Source organism: Neptunomonas sp. ABH4_499 (assembly GCF_056160565.1).
Genome location: NZ_JBSWXK010000011.1, coordinates 93,026 through 105,783 on the forward strand (window position 1 = coordinate 93,026; position 12,758 = coordinate 105,783).

General features: G+C 48.8%; 12 protein-coding genes. 11 read left to right on the plus strand and 1 reads right to left on the minus strand.

The annotated features are described in order from the left end of the window. Positions 1 to 9: 9 nt before the first annotated feature. The 11 genes from ileS to thiO all read left to right on the plus strand — a co-directional run bounded on the left by ileS (position 10) and on the right by thiO (position 11,874). Positions 10 to 2,838 carry an isoleucine--tRNA ligase gene (ileS, locus tag ACXAF9_RS12725; RefSeq protein WP_475074787.1) on the plus strand — a complete coding sequence of 943 codons (2,829 nt, stop codon included), beginning with the start codon at positions 10 to 12 and terminating at the stop codon, positions 2,836 to 2,838. Between the two features lie 38 nt (positions 2,839 to 2,876). Beyond that, positions 2,877 to 3,395, plus strand: a complete 519-nt coding sequence (gene lspA / locus ACXAF9_RS12730) for a signal peptidase II (RefSeq protein ID WP_475074890.1) — start codon at positions 2,877 to 2,879, stop codon at positions 3,393 to 3,395. 4 nt (positions 3,396 to 3,399) lie between these two features. Further along, the gene (locus ACXAF9_RS12735) at positions 3,400 to 3,831 is read left to right on the plus strand and encodes an FKBP-type peptidyl-prolyl cis-trans isomerase (protein ID WP_475074791.1); all 432 of its coding nucleotides are present in this window, start codon (positions 3,400 to 3,402) and stop codon (positions 3,829 to 3,831) included. Between the two features lie 206 nt (positions 3,832 to 4,037). Beyond that, on the plus strand, positions 4,038 to 4,532 hold the full coding sequence (locus tag ACXAF9_RS12740; protein ID WP_475074793.1) for a GspH/FimT family pseudopilin: 495 nt from the start codon (positions 4,038 to 4,040) through the stop codon (positions 4,530 to 4,532). Positions 4,533 to 4,561: 29 nt separating this feature from the next. Next, positions 4,562 to 5,065 (plus strand): type IV pilus modification protein PilV, encoded by a 504-nt coding sequence (gene pilV / locus ACXAF9_RS12745; protein WP_475074796.1) that lies wholly within the window; start codon positions 4,562 to 4,564, stop codon positions 5,063 to 5,065. After that, positions 5,065 to 5,766 carry a PilW family protein gene (locus ACXAF9_RS12750; protein ID WP_475074800.1) on the plus strand — a complete coding sequence of 234 codons (702 nt, stop codon included), beginning with the start codon at positions 5,065 to 5,067 and terminating at the stop codon, positions 5,764 to 5,766. The genes pilV and ACXAF9_RS12750 overlap by 1 nt, the downstream gene beginning before the upstream one ends. 17 nt (positions 5,767 to 5,783) lie before the next feature. Beyond that, positions 5,784 to 6,422 carry a pilus assembly PilX family protein gene (locus tag ACXAF9_RS12755; protein WP_475074804.1) on the plus strand — a complete coding sequence of 213 codons (639 nt, stop codon included), beginning with the start codon at positions 5,784 to 5,786 and terminating at the stop codon, positions 6,420 to 6,422. Positions 6,423 to 6,431: 9 nt separating this feature from the next. Further along, complete coding sequence (locus ACXAF9_RS12760) at positions 6,432 to 9,680, plus strand: pilus assembly protein (RefSeq protein WP_475074806.1); 3,249 nt, start codon at positions 6,432 to 6,434, stop codon at positions 9,678 to 9,680. Between the two features lie 16 nt (positions 9,681 to 9,696). After that, on the plus strand, positions 9,697 to 10,098 hold the full coding sequence (locus ACXAF9_RS12765; protein WP_475074809.1) for a type IV pilin protein: 402 nt from the start codon (positions 9,697 to 9,699) through the stop codon (positions 10,096 to 10,098). Positions 10,099 to 10,143: 45 nt separating this feature from the next. Further along, positions 10,144 to 10,698 (plus strand): GspH/FimT family pseudopilin, encoded by a 555-nt coding sequence (locus tag ACXAF9_RS12770; RefSeq protein WP_475074811.1) that lies wholly within the window; start codon positions 10,144 to 10,146, stop codon positions 10,696 to 10,698. An 81-nt stretch (positions 10,699 to 10,779) separates the two neighbouring features. Further along, positions 10,780 to 11,874, plus strand: a complete 1,095-nt coding sequence (gene thiO, locus ACXAF9_RS12775) for a glycine oxidase ThiO (protein WP_475074813.1) — start codon at positions 10,780 to 10,782, stop codon at positions 11,872 to 11,874. A 48-nt stretch (positions 11,875 to 11,922) separates the two neighbouring features. Here the strand turns inward: thiO and nadE are convergent, their stop codons facing one another. Next, positions 11,923 to 12,756, minus strand: a complete 834-nt coding sequence (gene nadE / locus ACXAF9_RS12780) for an ammonia-dependent NAD(+) synthetase (RefSeq protein WP_475074814.1) — start codon at positions 12,754 to 12,756, stop codon at positions 11,923 to 11,925. Positions 12,757 to 12,758: the final 2 nt, after the last annotated feature.

The following is a 12,758-nucleotide window of genomic DNA, read 5'->3' on the forward strand; positions in this document are numbered from 1 at the left end:
AAACTAGGCATGACCGATTACAAAGCGACATTGAATCTGCCGGATACGGCTTTCCCGATGCGCGGCAATCTCGCCAAGCGCGAACCCGATATGCTCAACGCATGGCAGGAGAAGGGGCTGTATCAGAAAATTCGTGAGATTAGCAAAGGTCGCCCAGTTTTCATTCTGCACGATGGTCCTCCCTATGCGAATGGCAATATCCACTTGGGTCATGCGGTAAACAAGGTGTTAAAAGACATCATCATCAAAGCGAAAACGCTGGATGGTTATGATGCTCCTTATGTACCTGGCTGGGACTGCCATGGCTTACCGATTGAACACAAGGTCGAGGTCACCTACGGCAAAGATATGGGCGCCGACAAAACTCGTGAGCTGTGCCGAGAGTACGCGCAAACGCAGATCGATGGTCAAAAATCCGACTTCATCCGTCTGGGCGTGTTCGCCGACTGGGATAATCCGTATAAAACCATGGATTTTGCCAATGAAGCAGGCGAGATCCGCGCGCTTGCGAAAATGGTTGAAGGCGGTTACGTCTTTAAAGGTTTGAAGCCGGTTAACTGGTGTTTCGATTGTGGTTCGGCGTTGGCTGAGGCAGAAGTTGAATATCAGGATAAGAAATCACTCGCCATTGATGTGGCGTTTGAATGTGTTGAGACGGACAAACTTGCCGCCGCATTTGGTGTTGATTTGGATAAATCCGCCTTTGCGGTCATCTGGACGACGACTCCTTGGACCATCCCTGCTAACCAAGCGATGAATGTCCACCCAGAGGTAGAGTACGCCTTGGTGGATACCGGCCGTCGATATTTGATCTTAGCAAGCGAGCTGGTCGAGAGTGCGTTGGAGCGCTTTGATACCGAAGGTAAGGTGGTGGCGACCACCACAGGCGCAACGCTTGAGCTGATTCGTTTCCAGCACCCGATTTACGATCGCACGTCCCCTTTGTATTTAGCCGATTACGTCGCGGTGGATGCTGGTACCGGTATTGTTCACTCGGCACCTGCGTACGGTGAAGATGACTTTGTGAGCTGCCGTAACTACGGTATGGCGTTTGATGAGATCCTGAATCTGGTTAAATCCGACGGCGTGTATGTGGATGATCTGCCGTATTTTGGTGGTCAGAAAATCTGGGACGCAAACTCCGAGATCGTCACTAAGTTAAACGAAGCGGATCGTCTGCTGGCCTGTAAAACCATCAAACACAGCTACATGCATTGCTGGCGTCACAAAACGCCGCTGATCTACCGCGCAACGGCGCAGTGGTTTGTTGGCATGGACAGCGAAGTCACCGGTGGCACCTTGCGTGAAAAAGCATTGAATGCGATCGAAGAAACTCAGTTTGTTCCTGCGTGGGGTAAACCCCGTTTGCACAGCATGATTGCTAATCGCCCAGATTGGTGTATCTCGCGACAACGTAACTGGGGTGTACCGATTCCGTTCTTCCTGAACAAGCAATCCGGTGAGTTGCACCCTCAAACCGTTGAGTTGATGGAGCAGGTCGCGCAACGTGTTGAGCAAGAGGGTATCGAAGCTTGGTTTAAGCTGGATGCCGCCGAATTGTTGGGCGCAGACGCGGATCAGTACGAGAAAGTGACCGATACGCTGGATGTCTGGTTTGACTCTGGTACAACGCACTGGCATGTACTGCGTGGATCGCACCCGATGGGGCATGATCTAGGCCCGCAGGCTGATCTTTACTTAGAAGGTTCTGACCAGCACCGTGGTTGGTTCCACTCATCATTGTTGACCGGTTGCGCCATTGACGGTCACGCGCCGTATAAAGCCCTTTTGACGCACGGTTTTACCGTGGATGAGAAAGGCTACAAGATGTCAAAATCCTTGGGGAATGTCATCGTTCCTCAGGAAGTGACTGATACCTTAGGTGCCGATATCCTGCGTTTGTGGATCGCATCGACCGATTACTCAGGTGAGATGGCGGCCTCTAAACAGATTCTACAACGTACAGCCGATGCGTATCGTCGTATTCGTAACACGTCACGTTTCTTGCTGGCGAACCTAAATGGCTTTAACCCAGAGACGGATCTGGTTGCACCTGAGAACATGTTGGCTCTGGATCGTTGGGCGGTGGATGCGGCGGCTCAATTGCAAAAGAAAGTGATCGAGTCTTATAACGCGTACCGTTTCTTGGATGTGTACCAGCAAGTGCATCACTTCTGTGTTCAAGAACTCGGTGGTTTTTATCTGGACATCATTAAAGATCGCCAATACACCACAAAAGCGGACAGTGTGGTTCGCCACTCTTGCCAGACAGCGCTTTATCACATTGCTCAGGCGTTAACGCGCTGGGTAGCACCTATCCTGAGCTTCACCGCTGATGAGATTTACGAAGCCCTACCAGGCAGTGATAAGGCTGACAGCATCTTCTTGACTACGTGGTATGAAGAGCTGTTCGAGTTAACAGCGGATGATGCGTTTGGTCGTGACTTCTGGAATCGCATTCTGGATGTCAAAGCTGCCGTCAACAAATCATTGGAAGAGGCGCGTAACGAGAAGCTCGTCAAAGCGTCCTTGTCGACCGAGGTTGAGCTGTTTGTGAATGATCAGATCAAAGCTGATCTAACCCGTCTGGGGGATGAGCTTCGTTTTGTGCTGATTACCTCGGAAGCGGGTGTTCAATCACTGGCAGCGGCACCTGAATCGGCTCGTAGCACTGAGCTTGATGGGCTTAAGTTGACGATCAAAGCCTCTGAGCAGCCAAAATGTGAGCGCTGCTGGCACCATCGTCCTGATGTTGGCCAGCACGCGGATCATCCAGAGCTGTGTGGCCGCTGTGTCGAAAACGTATCTGGCGAAGGTGAAACAAGACAGTTCGCATGATGAAACGAAGCGCAGACTTAACTCAATCCGAGTCCTCAATGCAGGTGACCCTTCAAGGGTCATCTGACACTCAGTGGGGGGCGCTTAGGTGGTTATGGCTCGCGGTTGTTGTGATCGCGTTGGATCTGATCACCAAATACATCGCGAATACTCAGCTCAATTACGGTGAACCAAATCCGGTCTTGTCCGTATTGGATATGACGCTGCTCTACAATACCGGGGCTGCATTCAGCTTTTTATCGGGAGCCAGTGGCTGGCAACGTTGGCTGTTTGTCCTGATTGCTGTGGTGATCAGTGTCATGCTGGTGCTCTGGTTAAAGCGCACGGACCGTCATCAATGGTGGTTAGGCATGGGGCTTTCGCTGATTTTGGGTGGCGCGTTAGGGAATCTATATGACCGAATCATTCATGGCTTTGTTGTGGATTTTATATCGGTTCATTATCAGAACTACTACTTCCCTGCGTTTAACTTGGCCGATACCGCCATCACCATTGGTGCGGCTTTACTCATCATCGATATGTTGTTTTTCGAAAAACAACGTGATTCGGAGCAGTAATTAGATGACGACAGCAGTAGGACCGGAAACAACCGTAACGCTCTTTTTTGAGATGCGTCTCGAAAATGGCGATGTGGTGGACTCAAATTTTAACGCCAAACCTGCCACCTTTACCGTGGGTGATGGCAATATGCTGGTGGGGTTTGAGGCGGCGATGTTTGGTTTAACCGCGGGTGAGCGTAAGGTTTTGACGATCGCGCCTGAGCAAGGTTTTGGTATGCCAAACCCCAGTAATATCCATAAGATTGACCGTAGTCAGTTTGATGGAATGGACTTGGAGCCAGGCTTGGTGGTCTCGTTCCAAGACCCGACTGGTGAGTTGCCTGGCGTGGTAAAGTCCTTTAATGATCGATTCGTTGAAGTCGACTTTAATCACCCGCTGTCTGGACAGTCATTGCAGTTCGAAGTTGAAATCCTCCAAGTTATCCAAGCTTAAGCGTCTGATCTTAGGCTGATTCCCTCTTTTTCCGAACAAAAAGCCTCTTCAGTGTGGCAACTTTGAGTTGCCATGCATATACTTCAGTAGTTCTGTTCGGTTTTCGTACAGTTTTGATCTGTACAATCCTCCTTCGTCAAGGCAGGCAAGAGCAGCAAGACAGGATGTAGGCTTTCTCTTAAAACGTAATTTGACGGTCTTTGGTTATGCCAGATAATCGTGGTTTTTCTCTTATCGAGCTTGTGGTCGCTGTTGCGGTCTTGTCCATTTTGACAACCGTTGCGATTCCTGGCTTTAGTCGGCTTATTGAATCAACACGGCTGACATCCGCTACCAATGCGTTAACGACCGCGCTTCAGCTAGCTAGAAGCGAAGCAATTAACCGAAACGCCGGTGTGCAAGTGTGTCCGGGGGACGACCCTACTGACTGCACGCAGAGTTGGGCGTTGGGATGGCAGGTAACACTGACAGCAGATAACTCGGTGATTAAACAGTGGGAAGCGCCGCCTTCGGATGTCACCTTAGTGCAGCAAGGCGGGAGTGCGTTCATTCAATTTCGTGGCAATGGCCAATCTCAAGCAGCCGCACAGGTTGGTTTGAAGCGTTATGGCTGCACGGGTACCGAGTCCGATGGACGCCAGATCAGTATCTCGGCCATCGGTCGTGCGTCTGTTAGGGATGTAGCCTGTTCAAGTATTTGATGCTAGCTGTTGGAAGAAAGGAAGTAGTCATGGCTCAACCACAATCTATTCTTGGTCGACAGGCGCATCAAACCGGGGTTGGTTTGATCGAGGTGTTGATCACCTTGTTAATCTTATCCATCGGCTTATTGGGCTTTGCAACTTTGCAAATGCGCTCAATGCAGCTCAATCAGAGCGCAGGCTTTCGCACACAAGTCTCTGCGATGGCGGCCGATATTGTAGATCGTATGATGGTCAACCGATCCGCTGTCGATGATTATATGATTGGTATAGGCGATGCTGCACCAACAACGGCTATAACATCCGGCGACAATGATGAGGTCATGGCCTCTCAAGATATGCTGGCCTGGTTCACTAATGTATCAGCCCTGCCTTCCGGGGATGCCAGTATCGCTCAGTCTTCTGATGGCAATCAGGTGATTGTGACCATCTGTTGGGATGATCAGCGCGGTGGTGATGAAGATGTAACTGCGGATACTACTATCTGCGGTGACAAAACACTTAACTTCTTTCAATTTTCGGCGGATATATGATGCGATCTCATAAACAATCCGGCTTCTCGCTTATTGAGTTGATGATCGCGATGGTGCTAGGCCTCGTGTTGGTCGGTGCGCTGATCAATACCTTCATCAGCTCAAATCGCACCTATCGTGTTCAAGAAGGCTTGGCACAATCCCAAGAGTCAGCGCGTTTTGCACTCGAAATCCTAGGCCAGGAATTGCGTATGGCGGGCTACGATTTGCCGCGTGGGCAGACCTACCTTGAAAGTAAAGGGATGGCCGATGCTGCCAGCATTACGGAAGTTCTGGATACCTGTAACTCAGAGATTCTAAGGGTAGTGGATCACGGTGCCATTGCAGCAGACCGCTACTTCTACATTGCGCCTGACGGGCAATCGGGCATCAATACGCTCTATATTAACGGACAACCGAGTGTTGAGGGCATTGAGGGGATTCAGTTCACCTATGGAGAATCGGACGGTGATGACTTGAACTCGGTGATCTCCTATTCGGATTCAGCGAACGTCAGCGATTGGGGAAATGTGATCGCTGTACGGATTAATTTATTAGTCGCCGGTGGCGAGCCTGGTTTTATGGATCAAGCGGTGAATCTTAACCGCAGTGATGATACCGCTGAGCCGTTTGAGGACTTTGATACGTCGGATCGCAGAATGTATCAGGTGTACTCAACTACGGTCGCGTTGCGAAATGCTATGCTGGATAAAGCGGAATGATGGATATGATGAACAGGATGAATCAGAAAGCTCAGAGCGGCGCCGCCTTAATCGTTGCGTTGATTATGTTACTGCTTATGGCGGTGATCAGCGTGTCCGCCATTCAGAATGTCGGCCTACAAGAGAAAATGGCCGGTAATATGCGCGATACTCAAACTGCCTTGATGGCGGGTGAAGTGGCTTTAAGTTATGCCGAGTCGGGTATACGCTCCCTGTCCAGTCGACCGGACGGTGAGGCTTATGATGATTGCACCAGCGATTGTGACATTATTGAGTCCAGTGCCGGGGATGCCAATGCTTCAGAGACGATACTGACCAGCGGCGATGATACAAAGATCAAAGCGTGGGAAGGCCGTGCGATAACGTACCAAGATAAAGCCTTCTTTGATGTTGAGGCGGACACTATAGAGCACATCGCTGCGCAACCCGAATTTTTGGTGGAGTATCTGAAAGTCGATAGCTCTTACTCGGCCGAGGATGTATTTAGTGATGACGGGGTGGATCTAAGTGCCAAAGGCTCGACGCCGGATTCAAACAATGTAGGTGAAGATAATCCATCCATGGATCATCGTTATAAAATTACAACGTTAGTTCGCGGGGCCAGCGCTCAGAGTCAGGCCATCTTGCAAACTGAATATGTTCAGCGTTTTGATTGAGGGTGAGTGATGCGTAACGTGAAGTACACCTGGGTCGGATTATTACTGCTGGCACTGAGCTCGTTTGCTAGTGCAGCGCCACTGAATTTGTCGTCGGCACCATTGAGTGTTTCGTCTAATGCGTTGCCGAATATTATGCTGCTGGTGGATAACTCGGGCAGTATGAATGCATTGATTGAAGAGAGTGGTTATACAGGGCCTAGCTCGGATGTTAATCAATGGCAGTCTATTATTCGCTATCAAGGCAACTATTATTGGTCAAATATAGACTTGATCCAAGGGTATTTGACGGTTGGGGCTGTTTATGGCTTGAACGTTACCGGCCAAAACTGTGATAACAGCAATGGCTGGAAAACCTTTAGACGGATAAGTACAAATACAATTAAATGCGTTAGGTTACCAACAGGTGTTGGGGATGATGGGCAAAACGCTATAAACGGGATTACCCGATATGCTAGTGGTTATATTACATATCTTCTAAACACGTACGCTGGATCAAGTGGTAGTTTTTATATTGACTTAACAGGTATCGGTCTTCCTACTGATTACCGCATGAATGTAGCTCGAACTGTCGCTAAGCAAATAATCGAACAGACAAATAATGATGGTGTACAAAGTGTTAGGTTCGGCCTTTCGAGTTTTGAAGCTCAATCAAGAGGTTCTATCATTAATGCTGAATGCGGGGCTCCAAACTCTGAGCTGACATCTGCTATAGACTCATTAAATGCGATGACTTCGACTCCACTAGCTGAATCTTTATATGAAATAACTCGCTACTTTAGGGGGATGAGGCATTTTTACACTAATACGGGGCAAACTTATTCAAGTCCAATTCAATACCGTTGCCAACAAAACTTTGCAATTATAATTACAGATGGTTTCCCAACATATGACTCGGAATTTCCATCGAATCAGACTGAAGAGCCTTTCTTATCTGATGGTGATTTACCTGATTGGGATGGACTAAGTCCTGGAACTAATTACAATCAATATCCGAGCTTTCCGCAATTTTCCGATGGATGGGGCACAAACGGGCAGAGTATCGGTGCTGAAGGCTCAACTCTCTACTTGGATGATATTGCTAAATTTGCAAACGATATCGACTTCTTTGATGGCAACAGTAATGACTTGGATGGCAAGAGTTTTGATGATGCGGGGTTCGCCCAACAAAACCTCAATACCTATGTGGTAGGCTTTGCGACCAACAATACCATGCTGCAAGATGCGGCGGATTATGGCGATGGCGAGTATTATCAAGCAACAAATGCTGATCAGCTCTTAACAGCACTCAACCAAGCCGTACGAAGCATCATATCGCGTGCTGCCGGTGCGGGTTCCGCTGCATCTAGCTCAGGCAGCATCCAAGAAGGCACCCTCATATACCAAACACGCTTTAACAGTGGCGATTGGTCAGGACAGTTATTGGCGTTTGATGTGGAAGAAGACGGCTCGCTTGCGTCGGATGCTGATCTCGATAATCTGGGCGCAAAATGGGAAGCCTCGGAGCTTATCCCTGACGCTTCGGATCGGCGGATTTACTCCAGGAAGCCGACGTATAACGGTGCTGGTGTGTTGACCGGATATCAAGGAGTAGATTTTACTTATACTAATTTCTCGGACGTGACTTCATTAATTGAAGATTATTTCGATTACATCCGAGGTGAAAATGTTGATGGGTTTAGAGAGCGTGCTTCTAAATTAGGCGATATTGTCAACTCAACGCCTAAATACGTCGGGGCGCCAGACAGTGACTACGATGATACGGATTACGCATCCTTTGTATCGGATCACCAAGACCGAGATCCAATGATTTATGTGGGTGCTAATGACGGTATGCTTCACGCCTTTGATGCGGAAACGGGCGTTGAAGAGTTTGCCTTCATCCCAAACGTAGAAGGCTTTGCCAATAAGTTTGTCTCGTACGCTGATGAGTCCTATAACCATACCTATTTTGTAGATGGCACTCCAACAGTATTGGACGCCAAGGTTGATGGTGATTGGAAAACGGTATTGGTGGGTGGTCTTAATTACGGTGGTAAGTCGATCTACGCGTTGGATGTAACCAACCCTACCACGGTAAATGCCTCTGAATTGTTCATGTGGGAGTTCTCCCATGACGATCTTGGTTTCACGTTCAGTCAGCCATTGATTGTTAAGATGAATGATGGAAAGTGGTACGTAGTCTTTGGTAGCGGCTACAACCCTGATAACAGCGATGGTGATGGTCGCATCTTCATTGTTGATATCGACGATGGATCATTAGTCGCCACTTTATCCACCGATACGGGTATTAATGAAGACCCAACAGGGCAAGGCCGACCAAACGGAATTGCCAAAATCGCCCCTGTAGATCTCAATAACGATGGTATGGTTGATTACATCTACACGGGAGATCTCTTTGGTAATCTTTGGAAGTTTAAGCTGACATCGTCCAACAAAAATAATTGGGATTTAGCGTATAAGTTGTTCAGTGCTTGCGCGGATGACAGCTGTACATCCGATAATGTTCAAGCCATCACTACTCAGCCAGTCGTCAAAGTTCATTCATCCGGCCGCGGTGCTATGGTGTATTTCGGTACGGGTAAGTACCTAGAAATCACTGATAATAATGGTGCTGATGGTGGTGTACAGACAATTTACGGTATTTGGGATCTGGGTGGGACGGTCTCTGGACGTGATCAGTTAACTGAGCAGACGATCGATTTCGAGGGTGATGTCACCTACACCAATGACACAGAGTCCAATACTTACACGATGCGGGTGGTTTCAAACAATGAAATGGCCGATAGCAGCTATGGCTGGTATTTGGATTTAGTATCGCCCACTTATGGAGAGCAGGGGGAGCGCCTGATTACGGATATGGTGCTTCGTCGTGGCTATCTGTATTTCTATACGAGCATTCCTGAGGCAGATACTTGTAACCCATCCGGCGATTCGTGGTTCTTTATTTTGGACGCAGAATCAGGGGCAAGCCCAAGTAAATCACAATTTAAAATGGATGAGTGTGAAGGGCCAAGCTGTGAGGTTGAGTGCAGCGGAAATGATTGCCCGGCTAATCCATCGGTCTGTAAAAATAACTGCAGTAACGATGATTCAAGTGGCGGAGCGTCCAAGCCGGTAATTTTGCCAAACCGTTACAGTCAAACGGAAGATGATTGTGGCGATGCCGAAGTGTACAGCGGGAGCTCAACAGCAAGCATGACCGTTGATTGTGGTGCAGGTCTAGGTCGTCAGTCTTGGCGTCAATATTTTCAGTAGTAAGTGATCAATAAAGATGCAAAGACAACCAAAAGGTTTTACGTTAATTGAGCTGATGATCGTTGTTGCGATCATCGGCATCTTGGCGGCGATTGTGTATCCCAGCTATGTAGAATACGTTCAGCGAAGTTGGCGGGGGACGGCGCAGGGGTGTTTGCTTAATGTTGCACAGTCTATGGAACGGCTTTATACCACTAATACGCCTATGGCGTATCCCTCAACGCTGCCGACAACGACATGCATTAACGAAAACGGATTAAATACCAGATATACAATTTCATTAGCTTCGACAAACACAACTTTTACTCTGAGTGCCGCTCCAACAGGTGCCCAATCAGGTGATCGCTGCGGTACATTAACCATTAATCAGGCAGGAGTGAAAGGGACTACTGCTTCAGGTGGTAACGCCTGTTGGTAATTTGATCTAAATTCATTGGTTCATCGACGTCAGGGAGGATATCAGATGAACACTAAGACTTATTCAAAGCGCGAGTCGCGCTTGAAAATGTACTTGCTGGGGTTTTCATTAGTTGAACTGATGGTGACCCTTGTTCTTTCATCGGTATTGCTCTTTCTGGCATTGCCGACCTTCCAGGATTGGATCGCTCAAACTCGGCTTTCCACCCAAAGCATCACGTTAAGAAACTTACTGTCGACAGCGCGTTCTGAAGCGATTAAACGCAGTGAACCCGTTCGGTTGTGCAATGCCAATGTTTTGGGGCAATCATGTGAGTCCACATCACTGCAGGGTGTACAGAATTGGGATAATGGATTGTTATTGTTTGTGGATAAAAACGATAACCGTCAGTTGGATGCCAGTACGGACCTGTTGATTAAGCGAATAGAGTTGGAGCCGAGTGTTCAGATTCAATGGAACCGCGGTGATAGCTTGTCATTCCTACCTACGGGTCGAATGGATTGGGGATCCAATGGCACATTTACTCTGACGGACAATACCCGTCAAGAAACCATAAATTTGGTGATCAGTATCCAGGGCCGTGTCCGAATGCAAGACTAGGACACTGCGTTCTTATTCAATCCCACATAGCATCGCATAACCTCCCGTTGGTACACTTTACCTTATCAACAGGAGGGGGTGATGAGTGACTTTTTGATAGTGGGTGGTGGTGTGATTGGTATGATGTTGGCGCGAGAGTTGGCGTTGGGCGATGCTAAGGTTACTTTGGTTGAAGCGCAGCAATGCGGACGTGAGAGCACTTGGGCAGGTGGCGGTATTGTCTCGCCGCTCTATCCATGGCGTTACACTCCTGCGGTTACTCAGCTGTCCACTTGGTCTCAATCCTCGTACATCGAGTTGGCTGATGCGTTAAAAAGTGAAACCGGCATAGACCCAGAACTTCGCCAAAAAGGGATGTATATGGTTGAGGTCGACGATGAGGCGGATGCACTTGATTGGGCCAAGACTTTTCAACGTCCGTTGGTCAAAGTGGATGGAGATCATCTTTACCGTAATGAGCCAAATCTTGCTAAGGGGGTTGAAAGCGCATTATGGATGCCAGAGGTTGCCAGTATTCGAAATCCACGACTGGGGCAATCGTTAAGGGCTTGGTTGCACAATCACCCAAGCATTCAGTTGCACGAACACACTCGCGTAGAAAAGCTTGCCCTCAATAATGAGGCGGTCATCGGTGTTATCTCCGCGACGGGGGAAACATTGAGTGCCGATCACACCATTATCTGTGCGGGGGCATGGAGTGGCGGTTTATTGAATGCCTTGTCCCTTCAGTTACCAGTTGAGCCGGTGAAAGGCCAAATGATGGTGTTTAATACACAACCTGGTTTGGTGAATCGCGTGGTTTTAAAAGCGGGAAGATATGTTATTCCACGTAACGATGGACGTGTTCTTGTGGGCAGCACCTTAGAGCGGGTCGGCTTTGATAAAGAAGCGACGGATGCCGCATACGCATCACTGTATGAAACCGCGCTCTCGATTGTGCCAAGCTTGGCAGAGTACCCTGTTGAGCATCATTGGGCGGGACTGCGTCCTGGCTCGCCTGAAGGGGTGCCCTTTATTGGCGAGGTCCCAGGTTTTAAAGGGCTTTCTGTGAACGCTGGGCAGTTCCGCAATGGCCTCGTTTTGGCGCCAGCCTCTACAAGGCTTCATGCTGATTTGTTGTTAGGGCGTGCGCCTGTAATCGATCCAACCCCTTATCAATTGGTCGGTCGAATTTAGCCTATAAAAAACGCCTCATCAGAGGCGTTCTTTTTACACAGCTCAAGTTCAGTCGTAGATCGTCGGGATCGGCTGTCGTTTGTGCTGGGTTTTAACAAAGATACTGATGATTTTTGCTTCGGCCTCGGCAGATACCGGTTTGCCTTCAAGGAAGTCATCGATGGTATCGTAGGTTAACCCGAGGGCATCCTCGTCAGTTTTTTGAGGGTTTAGGCACTCTAGATCGGCCGTCGGTGTTTTAAGGGCCACTGACTCTGGCGCACCTAAGTGCAACGCAACCGCGCGAACCTGTCGTTTGCTTAATCCAAACAAAGGCACTAAGTCACAGGCACCGTCACCCCATTTGGTATAGAAGCCTGTGATGTTTTCTGCGGAGTGATCCGTCCCGAGTACTAACCCGCCTAAGATACCAGCGACCTTGTATTGGATCACCATTCGTGTGCGAGCTTTCACGTTACCCTTGGCAAAGTCGATCGCTTCTTCGCTGGCGGTCAGTAGGTGTTTCTCATGCAACGCCGAGGTTACAGAATCGTGGATGCCATCGGCACCAGGCTTTACGTTAACCGTCAGTGTTTCGCTGGGTTGAATGAAGCTCAGTGCACGCTGAGCATCGTCCTCGTCCTGCTGGATGCCGTAAGGTAAGCGCACGGCAATAAAGCGATACTCCGATGAGGTGTGTTCGGCGTTGAGTTCTTCCACTGCCAACTGAGCTAAGCGCCCGCAGGTCGAAGAGTCGACACCGCCACTGATACCAAGCACAAGGGTTTTCATGCCCGATTGCGTGAGACGTTGCTTGATAAAATTGACGCGCTTGCGTACTTCATCAGCGGGGTTTATCTCAGGTTGTACCTTCATCTCGGCACGTATGGCATCAGCGTTCATGT

Coding starts and splice junctions, on each gene's coding strand:
- ileS (WP_475074787.1), top strand. CDS start 10: ATGACCGATTACAAAGCGACATTGAATCTGCCGGATACGGCTTTCCCG.
- lspA (WP_475074890.1), top strand. CDS start 2,877: ATGCAGGTGACCCTTCAAGGGTCATCTGACACTCAGTGGGGGGCGCTT.
- ACXAF9_RS12735 (WP_475074791.1), top strand. CDS start 3,400: ATGACGACAGCAGTAGGACCGGAAACAACCGTAACGCTCTTTTTTGAG.
- ACXAF9_RS12740 (WP_475074793.1), top strand. CDS start 4,038: ATGCCAGATAATCGTGGTTTTTCTCTTATCGAGCTTGTGGTCGCTGTT.
- pilV (WP_475074796.1), top strand. CDS start 4,562: ATGGCTCAACCACAATCTATTCTTGGTCGACAGGCGCATCAAACCGGG.
- ACXAF9_RS12750 (WP_475074800.1), top strand. CDS start 5,065: ATGCGATCTCATAAACAATCCGGCTTCTCGCTTATTGAGTTGATGATC.
- ACXAF9_RS12755 (WP_475074804.1), top strand. CDS start 5,784: ATGAATCAGAAAGCTCAGAGCGGCGCCGCCTTAATCGTTGCGTTGATT.
- ACXAF9_RS12760 (WP_475074806.1), top strand. CDS start 6,432: ATGCGTAACGTGAAGTACACCTGGGTCGGATTATTACTGCTGGCACTG.
- ACXAF9_RS12765 (WP_475074809.1), top strand. CDS start 9,697: ATGCAAAGACAACCAAAAGGTTTTACGTTAATTGAGCTGATGATCGTT.
- ACXAF9_RS12770 (WP_475074811.1), top strand. CDS start 10,144: ATGAACACTAAGACTTATTCAAAGCGCGAGTCGCGCTTGAAAATGTAC.
- thiO (WP_475074813.1), top strand. CDS start 10,780: ATGAGTGACTTTTTGATAGTGGGTGGTGGTGTGATTGGTATGATGTTG.
- nadE (WP_475074814.1), bottom strand. CDS start 12,756: ATGAACGCTGATGCCATACGTGCCGAGATGAAGGTACAACCTGAGATA.